This is a genomic window from Serinibacter salmoneus (genome assembly GCF_002563925.1).
In the GTDB taxonomy this organism is placed as follows: Bacteria; Actinomycetota; Actinomycetes; order Actinomycetales; family Beutenbergiaceae; genus Serinibacter; species Serinibacter salmoneus.
Genome location: NZ_PDJD01000001.1, coordinates 38,907 through 58,391, shown reverse-complemented (window position 1 = coordinate 58,391; position 19,485 = coordinate 38,907). Strand labels below are relative to the sequence as shown.

Annotated in this window: 15 protein-coding genes; 9 read left to right on the top strand and 6 right to left on the bottom strand. The window is 72.3% G+C overall.

Annotated features, from left to right (window positions below; genetic code table 11):
- Positions 1–75: 75 nt before the first annotated feature.
- On the bottom strand, positions 76–720 hold the full coding sequence (locus tag ATL40_RS00220) for a hypothetical protein (protein ID WP_098467767.1): 645 nt from the start codon (positions 718–720) through the stop codon (positions 76–78).
- A gap of 115 nt (positions 721–835) precedes the next feature.
- Positions 836–1,822 carry a hypothetical protein gene (locus ATL40_RS00215; RefSeq protein WP_143556810.1) on the bottom strand — a complete coding sequence of 329 codons (987 nt, stop codon included), beginning with the start codon at positions 1,820–1,822 and terminating at the stop codon, positions 836–838.
- Between the two features lie 420 nt (positions 1,823–2,242).
- On the opposite strand from ATL40_RS00215, the gene ATL40_RS00210 reads away from it, so the two are divergent.
- The 4 genes from ATL40_RS00210 to ATL40_RS00200 all read left to right on the top strand — a co-directional run bounded on the left by ATL40_RS00210 (position 2,243) and on the right by ATL40_RS00200 (position 7,969).
- The gene (locus tag ATL40_RS00210) at positions 2,243–3,571 is read left to right on the top strand and encodes a ferredoxin reductase family protein (protein ID WP_169925835.1); all 1,329 of its coding nucleotides are present in this window, start codon (positions 2,243–2,245) and stop codon (positions 3,569–3,571) included.
- Position 3,572: 1 nt separating this feature from the next.
- A complete protein-coding gene (locus tag ATL40_RS14900; RefSeq protein WP_169925834.1) occupies positions 3,573–3,731 on the top strand; it encodes a hypothetical protein in 159 nt (52 codons plus the stop codon).
- Positions 3,732–3,934: 203 nt separating this feature from the next.
- The gene (locus tag ATL40_RS00205; RefSeq protein WP_098467764.1) at positions 3,935–6,637 is read left to right on the top strand and encodes a tetratricopeptide repeat protein; all 2,703 of its coding nucleotides are present in this window, start codon (positions 3,935–3,937) and stop codon (positions 6,635–6,637) included.
- 69 nt (positions 6,638–6,706) lie between these two features.
- Positions 6,707–7,969: a DUF2254 domain-containing protein gene (locus ATL40_RS00200; protein ID WP_098467763.1), complete on the top strand. Its 1,263-nt coding sequence runs from the start codon at positions 6,707–6,709 to the stop codon at positions 7,967–7,969.
- On the opposite strand, the gene ATL40_RS00195 is transcribed toward ATL40_RS00200, so the two are convergent.
- Positions 7,944–8,660, bottom strand: a complete 717-nt coding sequence (locus ATL40_RS00195; RefSeq protein WP_098467762.1) for a response regulator — start codon at positions 8,658–8,660, stop codon at positions 7,944–7,946. The two genes, ATL40_RS00200 and ATL40_RS00195, sit on opposite strands and share 26 nt — an antisense overlap.
- A complete protein-coding gene (locus ATL40_RS00190; RefSeq protein ID WP_169925833.1) occupies positions 8,657–9,994 on the bottom strand; it encodes a sensor histidine kinase in 1,338 nt (445 codons plus the stop codon). The genes ATL40_RS00195 and ATL40_RS00190 overlap by 4 nt, the downstream gene beginning before the upstream one ends.
- 180 nt (positions 9,995–10,174) lie before the next feature.
- Between ATL40_RS00190 and ATL40_RS00185 the strand changes: the two genes are divergently transcribed.
- The 5 genes from ATL40_RS00185 (at position 10,175) to ATL40_RS00165 (ending at position 17,484) form a co-directional block, all read left to right on the top strand.
- Positions 10,175–11,047: a hypothetical protein gene (locus ATL40_RS00185; RefSeq protein ID WP_245866527.1), complete on the top strand. Its 873-nt coding sequence runs from the start codon at positions 10,175–10,177 to the stop codon at positions 11,045–11,047.
- 238 nt (positions 11,048–11,285) lie between these two features.
- Entirely contained in the window at positions 11,286–12,239 is a 954-nt protein-coding gene (locus ATL40_RS00180) for a hypothetical protein (RefSeq protein WP_098467760.1), read from the top strand.
- Between the two features lie 165 nt (positions 12,240–12,404).
- Positions 12,405–13,622 carry a glycoside hydrolase family 3 N-terminal domain-containing protein gene (locus ATL40_RS00175; RefSeq protein ID WP_098467759.1) on the top strand — a complete coding sequence of 406 codons (1,218 nt, stop codon included), beginning with the start codon at positions 12,405–12,407 and terminating at the stop codon, positions 13,620–13,622.
- Between the two features lie 38 nt (positions 13,623–13,660).
- Complete coding sequence (locus tag ATL40_RS00170; RefSeq protein ID WP_098467758.1) at positions 13,661–14,737, top strand: hypothetical protein; 1,077 nt, start codon at positions 13,661–13,663, stop codon at positions 14,735–14,737.
- 77 nt (positions 14,738–14,814) lie between these two features.
- On the top strand, positions 14,815–17,484 hold the full coding sequence (locus ATL40_RS00165) for a tetratricopeptide repeat protein (RefSeq protein WP_143556808.1): 2,670 nt from the start codon (positions 14,815–14,817) through the stop codon (positions 17,482–17,484).
- 24 nt (positions 17,485–17,508) lie between these two features.
- On the opposite strand, the gene ATL40_RS00160 is transcribed toward ATL40_RS00165, so the two are convergent.
- Together ATL40_RS00160 and ATL40_RS00155 are read right to left on the bottom strand one after the other, a co-directional pair.
- Positions 17,509–18,177: a ThuA domain-containing protein gene (locus ATL40_RS00160; protein ID WP_245866524.1), complete on the bottom strand. Its 669-nt coding sequence runs from the start codon at positions 18,175–18,177 to the stop codon at positions 17,509–17,511.
- Between the two features lie 9 nt (positions 18,178–18,186).
- Positions 18,187–19,377, bottom strand: coding sequence for an ROK family protein (locus ATL40_RS00155; protein ID WP_245867177.1), 1,191 nt, complete (start codon positions 19,375–19,377; stop codon positions 18,187–18,189).
- Positions 19,378–19,485 lie beyond the last annotated feature (108 nt).

The following is a 19,485-nucleotide window of genomic DNA, read 5'->3' as shown; positions in this document are numbered from 1 at the left end:
CGCGCGGCACGGTCTCGGCGTGCAGTGCTGGGGGCCCCGTCGCGTCACGCTCCCGAGGCTACCGCCGCCAGCGAGTCAGGCGAGATCCAGCAGATCGGCGCCGCTCGGCGCGGTCGACGCCGCGGCGCGCACGCCGTCGCCGTTGAGCAGTGACACCGACCCTCCCTGCGCGTCATCGAACGCACCGCCGAGCCAGGCGACCCAGATCAGGACGAGGAGGGACACCGCCACCACGGCGACGAAGACTCCGAGCATCCGGTGCGAGTTCTGATCGACCGGACTCGGACCCTGCTGGGACGGGCCACGCCGCTGCGCACCACCGCGGGCACCCGGCGCGGGACGGCCCGCCCGCGGTACCGGACGCGGCGGTGCATACGCCGGTTGTGGGGCGGGTCGAGCCGTCGCCTGCGGGGGTTGCTGCGGCGGGGCGTACGGCTGCGGCGCCGCGTACGGCTGCGGCGCCGCGTAGTGCTGGGGCTGGGCAACGTGCTGCGCCATGGCCATGGCGAACTGAACCGAACCCGCCGGAGCGAACTGCTGCTTCGGGGCGGGCCCGCCCGCCGAACCCGCAGGAGCGTGCTGCACCTGGGGCGTGGCGCCGGGGCGGCGCGCCGCCGCGGCCTCCCACGCGGCACGCGCGGAGTCATACCGCGCGGCGGGCACAAAGCGCGTGCCACCCACACCACGGGTCAGCCGCTCGTACGCAGTCTCCTTCGGCATTGCTCCCCCTCCACCGTGCTGCGAGATCCCGTGCCGAACCTACCCGCTTCGAAGCGCAAGGTGGTGCCCTGAGGCGCCATGCCCCGAGGCGCACCGTCGCCCGGGAGCCGCGCCCTCAGTCCATCTGCGAGAGCCGGTCGCCTTCCCCGACGTCCACGCGCAGCCCGGAGAAGTGGCGGGCTACCGCTTCGGCGTACTCCAGCACGGTCAGCGGGAAGTCCAATTCCACCCTGCGCGCCTCCCCGTCACACTCCGCTTCGAGGGCCAGGGCATCACCCAGGTCCTCCCCCGCCAGCATGCCGTGCGGGATCCGCACCAGGTCCTCCACCCACTCCCGCAGCGCCTGATCGGCCGGCTCCACCTCCACCACCTCGCACAGTTCCCGCGTACTCCACACCGGCTGTGACCAGGCGACCGGTGCGTTGCCGCAACGCGCGAGGCTGCCCTCGACTGCGAGCGACAGGGCCCGCTCCAGGGCACTCACCACACGTCCGGCGCCGCGGTGCACCCGACCGTCCAGCCGGTCCAGGTACAGGTCGGCACGGACCTCGATGCACAGGTCAGCGAGCGTGGCGCCGCACGCACACGTACACGACCCCGCGGCGCCTGCGCAGCAGTCCATGGCGGGCGGCACCCCCGCGTCCACCGCCTCGCCGTCCTGCACCACCTCGCCGTCCTCCACTGCCGAACGGTCCTCACCCGCGCCCGAGGCCCCTGGATCGACCCGCACGTCGAAGTAGCGCAACTCCCGGGACAACGCGTCCAGCACCGGGCGCATCGCGGGACGGCCGGAGGGCAGGCTGATCGTGATCTCGGGGACCAGGTCCTCCTGCGGGTCCGGAGTCCCCGAGCGCACCGCACGCACTTCCACGACAAGGGGGCGCGCGCCCTGCTGCGCCATCGCCTCCGTCTCCCGGCACGCTTCGTACGGGGTGGTGGCCAGCCGCCCGATCGCCTCCCTGGGCGGGTGGAAGTCCAGCGGGCCCCGACGCCGCGTGCGGCGCAGCGCCTCCCCCACCACGTACACCAGCGCGCCGACATCCAGCCGTTCACCGCGGCCAGCGTTCTCGCCCGCCTCCGCGACCCGCACCACCATCGGCAAGCTCGGAACCCGCCCGTTTGCCTGCAGGTCGACGCCGCAGCGGGGGCAATGGAACGGCATTACCGGCTCCATCACCACGCAGCCGCCGTATACCGGCGACCGGCCGGAAATCGCGTCGTCGAACACCCCAGGAACGGCTAATCCCATGATCAACGGCCGAACATCGCCGGACCGACACCACGCGCACCGAGGAAACTCGATCTCCATACCGTCACAGTGCCATGCCCCACCGACATCCTCCTAGCATTGCGAACCGCTCGAGCGGCGCAGCACACTCTCCTTCGCTAGCCTCGGGGCAGGGGGACCCACGGGCCGCACCCGGCGCCGTCGGGCCGGACGTGATGACACAGCACCTGGAGCCGCATGACACCCCCCGACCCCACGACCGACGCTCCAGCGCAGAGGTCCAGACAGGTACGAGTGCAGCGGCGCTCCCGCGGGGCGTTCGCGCTCTGGGTCACCCTCTACCTCACCCTCGTGATCCTCCCCCTGCCCTTGGCGCTCATCAGCCTCGATCCGGGCCGTGGCTTCTGGATCAATTTCTCGGTCGCGCTCGGATTCGTGGGACTCGCCATGTTCGGACTCCAATTCGTGATGGCAGCGCGCTCACGCATCGTGGTCCATCCAGTCGGAATGGACGTGGTCCTGCAGTTCCACAAGCAGGTCGCATACCTGGCCACCGTTCTCGTCTTCGCACACCCGATCATCCTGTTCCTGGTGAACAGCGAGTTCCTCGGCCTTCTCGACGTCCTCACCTCGCCGCTACGCGCGAAGTTCGCCGTCACCTCCTGCGTGGCGCTCCTCGTGCTGATCGTGCTCTCCGTCTACCGGCGCAGGCTGCGCCTGTCCTACCCCGCCTGGCAGTTCACCCACGCCGCGCTCGCGCTCGTGGTCGTGGTCACCGCGCTGGCGCACGCACTCCTGGTCGGCTACTACATCCGGGAACCGTGGGAGCAGGCACTGTGGATCGTGCTGACCATCGCGTTCGTGGCCCTGGGGATCTGGGTGCGCCTGATCAAGCCGCTCCTGCGCCACCGGCGCCGCTGGGTGGTGGAGTCCCTCGAACGGGCCACGGACGACACCACCACGATCACGCTGCGGCTGGCCGATCCCGCCGCGCACGGGGACGCCGGCTTCCGGTTCGAACCCGGGCAGTTCGCCTGGCTGATCGCCCGTCGCTCCCCCTTCGCCCTGACCTATCACCCCTTCTCCTTCGCCTCCAGCGCCGAGGACCACCAGCGGGTGCGCTTCACGATCCGAGAGTTCGACAACTTCAGCCACGACGTCGCCGACCTCCAGGTCGGCGAGACCGTGTACCTCGACGGCCCGTTCGGCGCGTTCGTCCTTCCCGATCGAGCCCCGCTCGTGCTCATCGGCGCGGGGGTCGGCGTCACTCCGCTGGTCAGCATGCTGGAGACCCTCGCCGACAGGGGCGATGACCGCCCGATCCAGCTCTGGCTCGGCAACCGCCGGGAGGACTCCATCCCCTGCCGCGAGGAGATCGACCGGGCCGCGCAGCGACTGGACCTCACGGTCACCCACGTGATCTCCCGCCCCTCACCCACCTGGGAGGGGGCCACGGGCCGCGTGGACGGCGCGTTCGTCTCCGCGCGCACCGAGGGCCTGCCCGCTGGGACGGTCTTCTGCCTGTGCGGACCCGACGCGATGATGGACGACGTCGAGGCCGCCTTGACCAGGGCCGGGATCCCGGCCGACGACGTGCGCTCCGAGCGCTTCGGGATGGTGTGAGATGTGGCGTGAGAAGGCGGCCTCCTGGGCCACGTGGATCAGCGCCGTGGTGATCGTGCTCGCCTGCGCCCTGTGGGCGTACGCGGCGCAGGAACTGGTCACCCCGGCGTGCGACCTGCCGACCCCACCGGCCAACGCCGGCCCTCTGGCGTGCCCCTGAGGCGCACGCCGTCGTCCTGACCTGCCAGCAGGTCACGCGTTTCCGCCCGGACGCGATCCACCAGGTCTAGACTGGACGGCACGCGGCCGCGCGCCGCGATGCACCTCGGGGGCGGTGCAGACGTCGGGGGGACGCGATGATCGTGCGTCGCACAGCAACTCGCGCCACGAGGCATCCCACGTACCCGCGCGGGGGTGCCGGCGATGGCTGACGACCTGCGCGCCGCACTGGTTCGGTCCCGGAGTCTGGACGACCTCGTCCACGTGCTCGTCATGGCACGCACCGCGGTGGGCAACCCCTCCTTCACCCGGTTGGCGCGCAGCGTCGCTGCGTTGCGCGCCACGCGAGAGGTGGCTCATCGCCTGCCGCCACCGGGCCGGGTCACCGTCTACGACGCCTTCCGACCTGGCCGGCGCCGCCTCGACGTGGACCTGGTCGCCGACCTCCTGAGTGCGCTCGGCCGGGAGGACCTCACCCAGGATGCTCGCGCGGCCCACCGCAGGATCCTGCGCGAGGGGTCCACCCCGAGCGATCGCGCGAGCATCGAGGTGGTCGACCTCCCCCCGATCGAATCGGACCTGCCCGACCGCTCCGCCGAACTCGAGCAGCTCACCACCCAGGTGCTCCACGCGGTGCGGGACGGCGAGGGCGCATCCCGACCCGGACACGCTGTTCTCGCCCTGTTCACGGGGATCCCGGGTGTGGGCAAGAGCCACCTGGCTGCCGCCCTCGCCGGCCGGGTCGCCGCTGAGATCAATGGCAGGGACCGGCCGCTGCGCATCCTGCACATCGGGCTGCGCACCGCCTCCGGTGACACCGGCTCCGCCTCGCTGCGGCCACGCGAGGTCGCCGCAGCCATCGCGCGCACCGCACCGGCCGGCGGCGCGCGCCTGATCGTGGTGCTCGACGACGTCCCGAGCGATGAGGACCTCGCCCAGCTTCTCGAGCACACCCCCGGCACCATCCTCATCGTCACCTCACGCCGTCGACTCTCCTGCCCCCACGCCGTGGTCAACCATCGGGTCGAGCCACTCACCACCCGGGATGCGCGCATCATGCTGGAACGCTCCCTCGTGGGACAGGTGCAGCCGGGATCCCCGACGGAGGACTCGACGGCGCTGGACCGCCTGGCCCAGATCTCCGGCGGGATCCCCCTCGCCATCACGATGCTGGCCGGCCAGGCACGCTCACGGCCGGGGTGGTTCCTCGGCGACCACGTGCGCCGCCTGACCGCACTCACCCACGCCCTGGCGCCCGCACTGCACGAGGCGTACGCGATCCTGCCCGCTGCGGAACAGCGGGTGCTGGGCCTCCTGGCGCTGCACCCTGGCCGGCTGGGCGAACACGACGTCGCGGTCGCGCTCGCGGGCGACGCCGGGATCACGAACCCGGTCGGCCACCTGCACAATCTCGTGCGAGAGAACGTGGTCACCCGCCTTGGCGACGGCCGGTTCGACCTGCACGATGTGGTGCGCTCGGCGGCCCGCAGCCGCGCCGCCGAGGACTTCCCCCGCTCCACGCAACGCATCTGGGTTCACGACCTCGCCGCGGACCTGGCAGCCCGCGCCGACCTCGTGTGGGCTCGTGCCGCAGCCCAGATGAGCCCCCCGTTCCCGCAGCGCCCCGAACGCGGGCCACTGGGGTTGCCCGACCTGAGCGACCTGGCACAGCAGCCGCACGCGATGGACGACGACGCCACCCTGCCCCGTGATCTCGGCGAGTGCCTGGCGTGGCTGCGCAGCGTGATCGAGGTGGCGGTGACGACGGTGCACCTGGCCGCCGAGCTGGCGCTCTCCCGAGAGGTGTCCGTGCTGGCGACCGTGCTGGGGCCGTTCACCGTGTACGACAACAGCCGTCAGGACGGACATGCGCTCGCCGCCGACGCCGCCACCCACGGCCTGGCCTCCCTGCGGATGTGGCACCACCTCGCACACGCGCGGGAGTCGATGGCCCTGTGCCGGTTCGAGGAGGCACGCGACGCCCTCACACGCTGCGTCGAGCTCGCGGACCGCGCCCGGGAGTCCGGCCATCTGCCGGTGCCGAGCCGGGCCGAGTTGGAGGCGGAACAGGCGGAGATCATCGGCCGGGGATTCCGCTACGACAGCGCGATCACACTCCTCGAGCACGCGCTGTCATCACCCGAGCACACGGACGGCGACCGCGTGATGCTCCACGCTCGCGGGATCCAGGCGTTCAATCTCGCGGGGCGCCCCGCTGATGCCCTCGCCTCCTGCGAGTACGTCCTGGCACGTGAGGAGGCCGCCGCCCACTGGGCCACCCTTGCGCGACTGGAGCTCCCACGAGCGTTGCGCGAACTGGACAGGTTGGCGCAGGCCGAGGCTGCGGGGCGGGAGTCGATGGCCTGGTTCGCGAGGCGCGGCGTGCTGCTGCATCGCATCATCGCGCCCTGGCAGCTGGCCGAGGTGCTCGTGGCGCAGGGACGCCGCGGCGAGGCGCACACGCTGTTTGAGTCAGCGTTCACCCTCGCCCTCGAGCAGAAGGACCCGCACGCCGTGGTGATCTCCGGTTCCAGCCACGTCCGCAACCTCATGGCGCTGGGGCGAGAGGACGAGGCCGAGGAGACCCTCACGGCCTGCACCCGCGCCTCCGCCGCGGCCTACGGACCGCCGCTGAGCGTCAACTACACGCTGGCCAAGGCGGTCGCCCTCGCCCCGCGCGAGGGCACACGAGCGCGTGCCCTGTTCGAGTCCTGCCTGCACGAGGCCGAGGCGGGCCACCTGCGGTTGCACCTGACCTCGGTGCGTCTCGCCCTGAGCGCCTTCGAGGCGCGGCGTGGGGCGATCGCGGCCGCCCGCGTGCCGTTGCTCGCACTCCTGCGGGATCCGACGGCCACACCGCTCGGGCGACGCCTCGCGACGCAGCGCCTGGCAACACTGGCGAGGTAGCGCCGCTGCCTGCAGCCGCGCCGTGGGGCGGCATGGCACGATGACCCTCCACCGGGGGAGGGATGGGGCATGGCAACACTGCTGATCTACGCACGGCGCATCACGCGCCGCATCTGGTTCCGCGCGGCCGCATTCGCTGCGGCCGGGGTCCTCCTGGCGCTCCTCGCACCGCTCGCCTCCGCCTGGGCTCCCCTGGGTGCGATCGATCTGGGCCAGGAGGCGCTCTCCCCGATCCTGCAGATCCTCGCGTCCTCGATGCTGGCCGTCACCACCTTCTCCGTTGCCACCATGGTCTCCTCGTTGGCCTCGGCGGCGGCCACGACCACCCCGCGTGCCACCGAACTGCTCGCTCAGGACCGCTCGAGCCAGACCGCTCTGTCCACGTTCATCGGCGCGTTCGCCTTTGCGATAGTGGGCATCGTGGCGCTGGCGACCCAGTACTACGACCCCGCGGCGAGGATCGTGCTGTTCCTGGGTGCACTGGCGGTCATCGTGGTCGTGATCGCCACCCTGCTGCGGTGGATCTCCCACCTGGTCACCTTCGGTCACCACGCCGATGTGCTGGACCGCGTGGAGCAGCGCACCACCGCGGTGCTGACCGCGTTCGCGAGGTCCCCCCGGTTCGGCGGGGCACCCGTGATCGGGGCCCCGCCCGGTGCACACACCATCACGGCCGGGCGTAGTGGCTTCGTCACGCACGTGGATGTGCCCTCGCTGCAACGATGGGCACAGCGCGGCGACTACCGGGTGCACCTGGAGGTCCTGCCCGGTGACCTGGTGGACGCCGGGTCACCGATCCTGCGTGTGGAGGCGCTCGGGGACGCGTCACAGGAGGTGTCCTGGCAGGAGATGGCGCGAGCGGCGGTGAGTGTGGAGCGGCACCGCACCCACGAACAGGATCCCCGCCTCGGCCTCGTCACGCTCAGCGAGATCTCCTCCCGCGCGCTCTCCCCCGGCGTCAACGACCCCGGCGGCGCGATCGAGACCCTCGCCACCCTGCACCGGGTGCTGCGGGCCTACCTCACCACCGAGGTCGATCCCACCATCACGGCCGATCGGGTGCACGTGCCGAGCCTCGACCTGGCCACCCTGCTGCGCGACGCCGTCGAGCCCACCGCCCGCGACGGCGCGGGAACCGTGGAGGTCGCCATCCGAGTGCAGCGCACCCTCGGCCTGCTGCTGCCGCACGCCGACCCCACCCAGGCGCGGGCGCTACGCGCGGCCTCCTCGGACGCCGAGGCGCGGGCACTGGACGCCCTCACGCACGAGAGCGACCGCGCTCGTGTGCGGGAGTCCGCCGCAGCACTCAGGTCAGCCACGACCCCTCGGTGACCAGCACCGCGAGCTGCACCCGATTCGCGGCGCCCGACTTGGTCAGCGCCGCGTTCAGGTGGGTCTTCACCGTGCTCTCACTGAGGAACAACTCCCGGGCGATCTCGGGGTTCGACAGTCCCCTGGTCACCCGCTCGGCCACATCACGCTCGCGTTCGCTGAGCGCGGCCAGGCGCGCGGAGGCACGGCGACGCGCCCCCTCGTCCTCGGACCGCGCCTGTTCCAGGACCACCCGCGCGGCGCGCGGCGAGAGCGCCCCCTCGCCGGCAGCCACCTGCCGCAGCGCGGACTCGAGCTCATCCGGTCCGACGTCCTTGGCGAGGAAGCCCTGCACCCCCGCCGCCACCGCGTCGCGGATCGTGGCAGGGGTGTCGAAGGAGGTCAGGGCCACCACGCCCGGCGCGCTCGGCAGGGCCCGCACCGCACGCGTGGCCTCGACCCCGCTCATCCGCGCCATCCTCAGGTCCATCAGCAGCACGTCCGGATGGTGACGCTGCACCAGGTCCACAGCGCCATCGCCGTCGTCAGCCTCGCCGACCACCTCCATCCCGCGGGCCGTGACGATGGTGCGCAGCAGGGAGCGCACCATCGTGTCGTCGTCCACGATGCCCACACGGACCACACGCGGCTCGTGGGCGCCGGGCTGCGCCGTCGCGGCATCCCCGCCCGAGCCGGTCACGCCCTCGCTCATCGTTCCTCCCGCCAGGGCAGCCACGCGCGCACCACCCAGATCTCGCCCTCGGCCCGTGAGGTGAGCACCCCACCGAGCGCCGTGGCACGTTCCGTCATCCCGATGATCCCGGCGCGCGAGCCCTCACCGCGCGCATCGGTCCGCGGCAACCAGTTGGAGACCACGAGCGTCACGCCCGCCCCGGGCACGCCGGTGACCCGCACCGCCACGCCGGACCCGGGGGCGTGCTTCATCGCGTTCGTCAGTGCCTCCTGCACGATCCGGTACGCCGCCCGCGTGAGGCCCTGGGGCGCCGGCGGGTCCGCGGGGACGTCCACGTGGGCATCGATGGTGACCCCGGCCCGGGACGCCTCCTCGACGAGGGCACCGAGCGTGGCCAGGGTCGGTGCGGACCCGACGTAGCCCCCATCGGCGGAATCCCGCAGCGAGGTGATCAGGGTGCGCATCTCCTCCAGCGCCTGGTGGGCCGAGGTCCGCAGCGCCCGGGCGTGCTCGGGCACGGTGGGATCGGAACTCGTGGCCTCCATCGACGCGGCGCGCAGGGACAGGACGGACAGGTGGTGAGCCACCGTGTCGTGCATCTCCCGCGCGATCAGTTCCCGTTCCTCCTGACGGGAGAGCTCGCCACGCAGGTGGTGGGAACGCTGTTCACTGGCCGCCGTGCGCGCCTGCGCGAGCCTGGTCTGGGCCTGCGAGCGCCGCACCAGACCGATGGCCACCGCCGGTAGCAGCACCACGAGCGCCCACAGCAGGTACCAGCCGGCACCCGGTGGCACGTTCTCGGCGGCGCCGGCGGCGCCCTCCGGGGCAACGGAGAGCACCGCATCGGCTCCGTACCCGGGATCGCGCCAGAACGGGACGACGATCCCGAGCAGGCCGAGCGGGACAGTCCAGATCAGGGTGTGGCGCGGCGCGCGCGCCACCACCCAGTTCAGCGCGATCGCGGGGCCGATCGGGTCCAGCGGCAACAGGATCGCGCCGAGTGACGTGAGCACGAGAACCAGGACGGGGCGAGCGATCCGCCAGATCATCGCGACGCCGAGCCCGAGCGCGCCGAGCAACCCGAGGGCGTGCCACACGATCCGGACGCCTTCCGTGGGGCTGGGCACCGCGGCGAACACCATCCCCATGAAGGCCACGATCACCGCGGCGGCCACCGTTCCCATGATCCGCAGCACCCGGCGGGTGGGTGTCGACGCAGGCGGTGCCGGCAGGAGACCGGGGCCACCGCTCCACCCCTGGCCCGCACCCGGGGTCCCGGCGCCTGCGGCCCGGTGCGGGTCGGGCCCTGACTCGGGTGTGCCCCAGGAGGGCGGACCGGATGTGGTGGACATGGCGTGAGCGTATGGCGCACCTGTGACATCCGCCATGAGCCGACCGGCCGGAGTGCCCTCGGCCTCCTCCACCGATCGGTCAGGCGAGTCGACCCGATCGGGCGAGGCGCCGCCGTCGGGCGCCCCGGCAGGCTCGAGGGAGCCCGCTATCCCCCGGGCATCTCGAGAGAAAGGTCGCCCATGTCCACTCCCACCACCCCGGCCCCGGTTCCCCCCGGGACCCCGCCCGCCCCGGATCCGAGCACCTCGCGCCCCAGGCGTACCCTCGGCATCATCGCCCTGGTCACGGCGATCCTCGGCTTCCTCTTCGCCGTCATCCCCGGGGCGATGCTGGTCGGCTGGATCCTGCTGCCGATCGCCTTCGTGCTCGCGATCGTCGCCATGTTCCAGCCCCCCAGCCGCATCCTCGGGATCTGGGCGCTGGTGGTCTCCGTGCTCGGCGGGGTGATCGGTGCGATCGTCTTCGTGGTGCTCGTGGCCGGCGCCGTGGACGAGGCCTTCAGTGAGGACGAGGTCACGGTCGAGACCGCCGCCGAGGCCGAGGACGCCGAGGAGGAGACCGAGGCCGAGGCGGCCGCACAGGACGAGTCGCAGAACGAGTCGGAGGGCGAGTCGGAGGGCGCCGCCGGCCAGGTCGGCACCCGGGACAACCCCGCCCCCCTCGGCTCGGTCATCACCGGTGAGGAGTGGGAGGTCGTCATCGACGCCGTCCAACTCGATGCCACCGACGCCGTCATGGCGGCCAACCAGTTCAACGACCCGCCGGCCGACGGCGAGGCCTACCTGATCGTGACCGTCACCACCACCTACCTCGGGCAGGACTCCTCCTACGACTCGATGGTCGACGTGGACTACGTGACCGCCGACGGCACGGTGATCACCTCCTCGGACAACTTCGCCGTGGCTCCCGAGCCGGAGTTCGGGATGACGGAACTGTTCACGGGGGCGAGCTCGACCGGGAACATCGTGCTCGCGGCTCCCCTCGGCGACACGGGCCTGCTGCGGGTCACTCCAGGGCTGTTCGCCGATGACGTGTTCGTGGCGTTGAACTGAGACCCGCCGCGCCAGGCGCACCCGGGTGAGTGCCATCGCCCGCGGGTCCGTGCCTCCCGCGGCGAGCCCGTGGCCAGCGGCCACGGGCTCGCTGCGGGAGGCACGGGTTCGCGGGCAGGAGGTGCGCTGGCAGGAGGCACGCGGATGCCGGCTGTCCCCAGGAGCCGTCCCGACCCCTCGGAGCACCACTGTCCACAGGTGAGCAACGCCGTGGCCCATCATCCTGGAGTCTCGGGCGATGACCTCGACACCGCGACTCACCGCGACATCCGGGCTCGGACAGTGCGACCTGTGGGACGGGCTGCGTGCTCCGACCCGTGGCTATCCCATCGCGCGCCCCGTCCTGCCCCGGATCATTCGTTCCACCGCGGACCTGCGCCACGACATCGAGGCGGGACTGCGCGCCGGAGCGCTGCATCGAGTCGGTCGCGGACTGGTCGCACGCGGTAGCACCGCCGAGGATCCCGAGCTCGAAGGCATTGCAGCCATGGCCCATCGACTGAGCGGACCGTTCGTGGTCTCCCATCGCAGCGCCGCGCGCCTCCTCGGGCTGTGGCTGCCACCGTGGGATGGATACCTCCACGTGACCCGCTCCATCCGGGCCGATCACCGCGCCTGTCTGGATCACCGGCTCGTGCGCCACAGTGGCCGCGTGCCACCGGAGGACATCCGCATCTCGGGCGACCTCCTGGTCACCTCGATCGAGCGGACCGTGGTGGACTGCGCACGCAGCATGCCTGTGTGGGCCTCGCTCCCACTCGTCGACAGCGCCCTGCTGCTCGGGGCCCGCCGCATCCTGCTCGACGCCGCGCTCGCGCGGGCGGCAGGTGCGCGCGGTGTCCGCCGCGCCCGCACGATGATCGCGGCGGGCACGGGACGCATCGGCTCGCCCTACGAGTCCCGGGTGCGAGGCGCCGTCCTCGCCGCCGGCATGCCTCCCCCGCAAACCCTGATCGAGGTCTCCACCGCACACGGGGACTTCGAGATCGACCTCGGGTGGGAACGGATCCGGCTGGGCATCGAGGCACACGGGCGAGGCAAGTACGGCAACGGCGCGGACCCGGTGGCCGAGGCGATCCGACGTGAGGCTCTCTTCGCCCACGGGTGGGCGATCATCGACGTGCGCACGGGGCGACCCGTGGAGGACTACCTGCCACGGATCGCCGGCGAGTTGCGCCGTCGTGGCCTGTGACCGCGCGGTAGTCCTGCGCCGAGACCGAGGCGCCCGCGCCGGGACCGTGCTCGCGGGCAACGGACTCGCCGCCCACGCCACGGGTTCGGCGATTGGGGGCGCGGGGGCGGCGGGCGGGGGCGCGGGGGCGGCGGGCGGGGGCGCGGGATGTCAGACTGTGCCGCGATGAGACTCCCCCGCACCCTCGCCGCGGCCCTGGGCCTGCTGGCCCTTGCCGCCTGCACCTCCCCGAACCCCGCCGGCCCCCTGAGCCCCACCGGTCCCGACCCGAGCGCCACCGGCTCGCCCACCGCGCAGCCGAGCGAGCAGCCGAGCGCGACGTCCTCGGCCGACCCGACGCCCTCGCCCACCCCCGACCCGCTGACGGGGATGAGCCTGGAGGAGATCGTGGGTCAGGTGATCATGACCGGCGCGCCGGTGGACGCGGGCGGGGTCGCCGAGGTCACCCGGACAGCGATCGTGGACCACCACGTGGGGAACCTCTTCCTGCACGGTCGCAGCGAGGCCGGGGTCCAGGCCACCGCGGAACTGGTGGAGCAGTACACCACCCTGCCCGACGGCGATGCTCCCGTCATGCTGGTGGCCACCGATCAGGAGGGGTACAACGTGCAGGTGCTGCGCGGCCCGGGGTTCTCCGACATCCCCTCCGCCATGGAGCAGGCCACCTGGCCCGCCACCGACCTCACGGCCGCGGCCACCACCTGGGGCACCGAGCTGGCGCAGGCGGGGATCACCCTCAACCTCGCCCCGGTGATGGACCTGGTGCCCGCCGAGAACCAGCAGGCCAACGCCCCGATCGGGTACTACTCCCGCAACTATGGCAACACGGCGCAGAGCGTGATCGACGGCGCCGGCGCGTTCGCGCGCGGGATGCAGCAGGCGGGGGTCCAGCCGGTGATCAAGCACTTCCCGGGCCTCGGACACGTCACGCAGAACACCGACACCGCACGAGATGTGGTGGACGAGGTCGTGACCGCGGACTCGCAGGACATCGCCGTCTTCGAGGCCGGGATCGAGGCGGGCGCGCGGTACGTGATGCTCGCGAACGCCACGTACGCCCTCATCGACCCGGACAACCCCGCAACCTTCTCCCCCGAGATGGTGCGGATCCTGCGGGAGGACCTCGCGTTCGACGGCGTGATCATGACCGATGACGTCTCGGCCGCGGCCGCCGTGACCGATGTGGCGCCGGGCGACCGCGCGGTGCGCGCGATCGAGGCGGGCGTGGACCTGGTGCTGGCCTCCGCGGACCCGAGCGTGGTGCCCGCGATGACCGAGGCCCTGGTGCAGCGCGCCGAGGAGGACCCGGCGTTCGAGGAGCGCGTGCGAGAGGCGGCACGCGCCGTCCTGACCGAGAAAGCCAACGATCCGCAAAGAAGGTAACCTCGACGCCAAGCCCCCGACCCCCCTAGGGACACGCGATGACATCCCCTCCCGAGCAGCCGGACCGACCGAACCCGCAGGGCACCGGCCCGGGCGGCTCCCCGGAGTGGCGGTCCACGACTGCGCCCACCCCGCTCACCCCCGCGAGTCCACCGGAACCCAAGCACACCCCGATCGGCGTGACGGGGTTCGTGGCGGCAATCGTGGGCACCGTGCTCGCCCTGATCCCCACCACCGTGGTGGTCGGCTGGGTGGTGCTCGGCGTGGCGCTCCTGCTCGGCGTCATCGCGCTCGGGCAGGCCCCCAGCCGCAAGACCCTGGTGGTGTGGGGCCTGGTGATCACCCTCGTGGGTGGGGCCGCCAGCGTCTACCTCTCCCTGTACCCTCCCGGCGGGACGGACGGGGACGCGGAGGCGACAGCCACCGAGTCGACCGGGGAGGCGAGTCAGGACGCCGACGCGACGGAGTCGGCGGAGGACGAGACCGCCTCGCCCACCGGCGACCCCACGGCCGATCCGACCACGAGCCCCACCCAGCAGCCGACTGTCGAACCCACCGCGCTGCCGACCGAGCCGGCGTTCGAGGCGAGAGACCTAGACGGGACGGGCGACGCCGTCCTGCCGCTGCCCGAGGGAGCCACCTACGGCATCATCACTGCCGAGTACACCGGCAACGAGGACTTCACCGTCGTCGTCCTCGACGGCGCCGGATCCCAGATCGGGGACGACCTCGTCGATGCCGACGGCGCCTATGAGGGCACCACAGCCTTCGGCCTGGACCTCATCGGCAGCGACGAGGCCGGCGACGACCCCGACGCGCCGAGCGACCTGCGCATCGAGGCCGAGGGCGAGTGGACGGTGAGGATCGCACCCGTGCAGGACGCGCCCGAACTCGCCCTGCCGGCGCGCTCGCAGGGCGATGTCGTCCTGCAGTGGCTCGGTGACGCGGCGACCCCCACGCTCACCTCCGTCCAGGACCTCACCCTGGCCCAGGTCACGGCCGAGGGTGAACGCGTGCTGATCGAGGACGAGATCGCCGAGATCGTGGCCATCGAGTTGCAGGCCGGACCCTCTCTCGTGGTGATCCGCACGGAGGGGGCGTGGACCCTGGAATGACACCCGTGCCCGGCGCGACGGGCACGGGGTCGCACGAGTCGCGCCCGGTGCGGGCGGCGGCGTCGTATCCTCGAACAATGGGGGATTTTGACGAGGCAACGTCCCTGGATGACCTGGCGCGAGGCTTGAGGGAGCTGCGCGCCGCGAACGGGTCGCCCAGTTTCGGACAGATCGCCACGCTCATCGGTCAGTTGCGAGAGGCGCGCGGCGACTCCAAGTGGATACCCCTGCCCGGTCGCGTCACCGTCTACGACGCGTTCCGGGACGGGCGGCGCCGCCTCGACCCGACCCTGGTCGCGGACATCGTGACCGTGCTCGGCCGACCCGACCTCGTGGAGCCGCTGCGCGCCGCGCACGCGCGCCTGGTGCGTGGCGACGCCGGTGTCGGCGCCAGCACGCGCCCCAGCCTGAACGTGGTCGCACTCGAGCCCACCACGACCCGCGTGATCGGCCGCGATGAGGAGCTGGCCGACCTCGCCGCCCGCACCCTGAACGAGATCGCCCCGCACTCCTCGCGCGCACGGGACGCCGTCGGGCCACCCGCCGTGGTGGTCCTCACCGGCATGCCGGGTGTGGGCAAGAGCGCACTCGCCCGCGCCCTGGCCCGGAAGGTAGCGCACCGGCTGGCGCGCCCCGTGGTCCTCGAGGTCGCGCTGCGTACCGCATCCGGGGACTCCGACCGCGAACCCCTCCCACCGCACGAGGTGGCCCAGGGCATCGGCGCCGCGCTGCGCCGACACGCCGGTGACGATGAGGTCCACGGGATCGTGGTGCTCGACGACGTGCCCTCCGACGAGTCACTGGCCGCCATAGCGGCCCGGCTCCCGGGCGACACCACCCTGATCGCGACCTCGCGACGACGCATCCGCTGGGAGGGAGCCATCGCCCACCACGTGGTCCCGCCGCTCTCCCTGCCCCGCGCGGTCTCCCTGATCGAGGACCTCGTCGGCCCCCACGTGGCCGAGGAGGGCGAGGAGGCCGACCGCGCCGCGCTCGATGCCCTCGCGCACCGCTGCGGCGGGCTCCCGCTGGCGATCACCGTGCTCGCGGGCCAGGCGGCACGGCGGCCCGGCTGGTTCCTCAGTGATCACGTGCGCCGCCTCGACACCATCGAGATCGGCCTGGTCCCCGCGATCGACGACTCCTACCTGACCCTGCCGGGCTCGCACCGCCAGGTGCTCTCCTTCCTCGCGCAGCACCCCGGTCGCCTCACCTCCTGCCAGGTGAAGGTCTCCTTCGCCGCCACGATGGAGCCCGACCAGACGGTGAGCGTGCTGGAGTCGCTGGAACGCGACAACCTGCTGAGCCAGGACGGCGACGGCCGCTACGACCTGCACGACGCGGTGCGGGTCGCGGCCGCCAACCGCGCCCTGGACGAGGTGCCGGTATCCGCCCACGCCGAGCGCGTGGCACGCCTGGCCCGATCCCTCATCACCCGCTACAGCCTCGCCTGGGAACGCGCCTCGCAGGGCCTGGCCTCACCGCCCGCGCGGGTACCGGAACGCGACGACGTCCCGCCGCCGGACACCACGCTCGACGTCTCCGACGTGCCCGAGGACGCGGCCGGCGCCCTGGAGTGGATGCGGTCGCACGTGGAGGTCGCCGTCACCACCAGTCAGATCGCGGCGGACATGGACCTGCCGGATGAGGTCTCGGGCAGCATGGTCGCGCTGATCCCGTTCCTGTACTCCGAGGAGCGCTTCTCCGACGCGTACCTGGTCGCGGCGACCGCGGCCACCCACGGACGCCCGGCCAACCGTCTCCAGCACCGCTACCAGCAGGCGAGGTTCGCGCGTCTGACCGGACGGTTCGACGAGGCACGTCGACTCCTCCAGGCGATCATGAACGAACCCGGGCCGACCCCGTCATGGCTCGCGATCGAGCGGGGCAACCTGGAGGCCCTGGCCGGATCCGTGGACGAGTCCATCCGAGTGTTCGAGGGCGTGCTCGCCGAGCACCCCGAACCGGGGGAGGCCCGCACCGCGGCGCTCGAGGGCGTGGTGCAGGTGTACGTCGCCGCAGCCCGGTGCGAGGACGCGGTCGCCGCGGCACAGGAGGTGGCCGAGCACCCGTTCCTGGACACGAGCCTCGCGGGCCGGCTGCTCTCGATCGACTTCCACGCCCTGGCGCTGAGCGAGTTGGAGCAACCCCGTGCGGCCGAGCGCAAGGCCCGCGACGCGATCGTGTTCGGGACCAAGCACGGCCTGGATCGACTCCGGGTGATGGCTACAGCGCACCTCGCCACCATCCTGAACGCCCAGTCCAAGCCCCGGCGTGCCCTCGAGATCGCCACGGGTGCCTTCCGCGAGGCCCTGGAGAAGGAGGACCCGGCGATCACCGTGTTCGCTGGATGCGCCCTGGCCGATTCGATCCTCGCCTCCCAGGGCGATCCGGCGCTCGCGGAGCGCGCCCTGGATGAGGTGCGCGAGGCCCTGGCGCTGGTGGGACACGACGCGTTCGAGCCCGACTACCGGTTCGCGCGGGCCGATCTGGCTCTCGCGCTGAAGGACACGGATGCGGCGCGCCGTCACCTGGACCGGGCCCGCGGCCTGCTCCACGGCCGCCAGGACCGGTTGAACGAGGTGCGACTGCGCCTGCACTCGGGACTGTTGGAACGCGCACTCGGCAACACCGACGCCGCGCAGCGGATCTGGCAGGGCCTGCTGGAGGACTCCGTGGGCACCCCCCTGCAGCGCACGGAGGCCCGGACCCTGCTGGACACCCTGGTCACCGCCCGGGGTGCCTGAACCGAGCCCGGCCCGGCCGGGCGCTCAGCGTTCGCGGGCCGCCCAGAGCATGCCGCGCTGGATCATCTCCCGCAGCCACGACTCCTGCAGTTCGCGAGCGGTGTGCCCGGGCGCGCACGCGAACACCTTGCCCTGGCCCCACCGGCGCGTCCACACCGCCGGGACGGTGACGTCCTCGTGCCACGGGAAGCCCGGACGGGCGCGGTGCGTGGTGCGCATCAGCACGTCGTTGAGCGGGTCGGTGTGCACCCAGTACTGCTCAGTGTGCACGGACACCCTCGCCGGCATCCCGGCCAGGATCGGGTGGTCGGCGCGTTCGGGGACGACCTCGAGTTCGTAGTCGATGAGGTCCCCCGGGTGGGCCACGAACTGTCCGCCGATGACCTGGTGGATCTCGGTGGCCTGCCGGAAGGAGTCCAGCAGCCCGCCGTGCCAGCCGGCCAGGCCGGTGCCGTTCTCCACGGCGGTCACCAGCCCGGCGGCCTCGTCGGGCAGGATCTCGCCCATGGTCCAGCACTGCACGATGAGATCGGTCGAGGCCATGACGGCCTCGTCGGCGTAGACCTCCAGGGCGTCTTCGATGGTGACGTCGAACCCCGCGTCACGCAGGAACGGGATGAACAGGTCGGAGGCGGCGACAGGCTGATGACCCTCCCACCCGCCTCGCACGACCATTGCGGAGCGCTGCTGCACTTAGTCCTCCTAGACGGTGATGAGCGCCTCGATCGCGGAAGGCGCGAGGAACTCGTCCGCGACCATTGTCGCAGCCCCCACGATGCCCGCGCTGCTGCCCGCCCGGGCGGTGGAGATGACCAGGTGCTCGGTGGCCAGCGGGAGCGATCGCTGGTAGACGACCTCCCTGATCCCGGCGATGAGTTGTTCGGAGGCGACCGCGAGCACGCCGCCGATGACGATCCTGGCCGGGTTGAGCAGGCTGACCGCATTGGCGAGGATGACGCCGATGTGCCGGCCGGACTGGCGCAGCTGCTGGCTCGTGGTCACGTCGCCTGATCTGACCAGCGCCAGGAGCGAGTCCACGGTGCCGTCCCCCACCCCGGCCTCCCGCAGCCGCTGGGCGATCACTCCCACTCCGGCCACGGCCTCCAGGCACCCCGTGTTCCCGCACCGGCAGGGCACACCCTCCTGCCCCGGGACCGTGAGGTGCCCGAGGTCGCCGGCCGCCCCCTGCGCGCCGTGACGCAGCCGCCCGTCCATGACGATGCCCGAGCCGATCCCGGTGGCCACCTTGACGAACAGCATCTCGCGCTCGCTCGGGTAGATCGCTCGGTGCTCCCCGAGCGCCATGACGTTGGCGTCGTTGTCCACCACCACGGGGGCGCGGAACTCCTCCCCCAGCCGGCCGGCGATGTCGAAACCGTCCCATCCGGGCATGATGGGCGGGCTGATGGGCCGCCCGGAGGCGTGGTCCACGGGTCCCGGTACGCCGACCCCGATCCCTGCCAGGTCCGCGGCCGGCCGCCCGAGGTCGTCGATCAGGCGATGACCCCGCTCCCGCACCCAGGCCATCACCGCATCCGGGCCATCGGCGATGTCCAGCGCCTGCTGGTGCTCGGTGAGCACGGTGCCGGCGAGGTCGGTGACCCCGATGCGGGCGTGGTGGGCACCGAGGTCGACCCCCAGCACGATCCGGGAGTGCGGCCTGAAGGCGAAGGTGGCGGGCGGTCGGCCCCCGGTGCTGTCGGCCTCCCCGCTCGGCCCCAGCAATCCGGTGCCCACCAGGGCATCGATGCGCGCCGCCACGGTGGAGCGCGACTGCCCAGTCGCCGCGACCAGTGAGGCGCGGGTACGCGGCTCACCGTCCCGGAACAACTGGAATGTCTCCCCCGCCCCTGTCGGCCGGGGGGCGAATTTGCTCAGCCCGTCCACGGGCACAGTCAACCACGGTGGCTTATCCTCGCGCTGGTCGAGATTCACCACCGGAGCGTCCTTGCTTGCGGCAGCGCTCACCATAGTTATGGGATCGTAACCCAGACTTGTGCT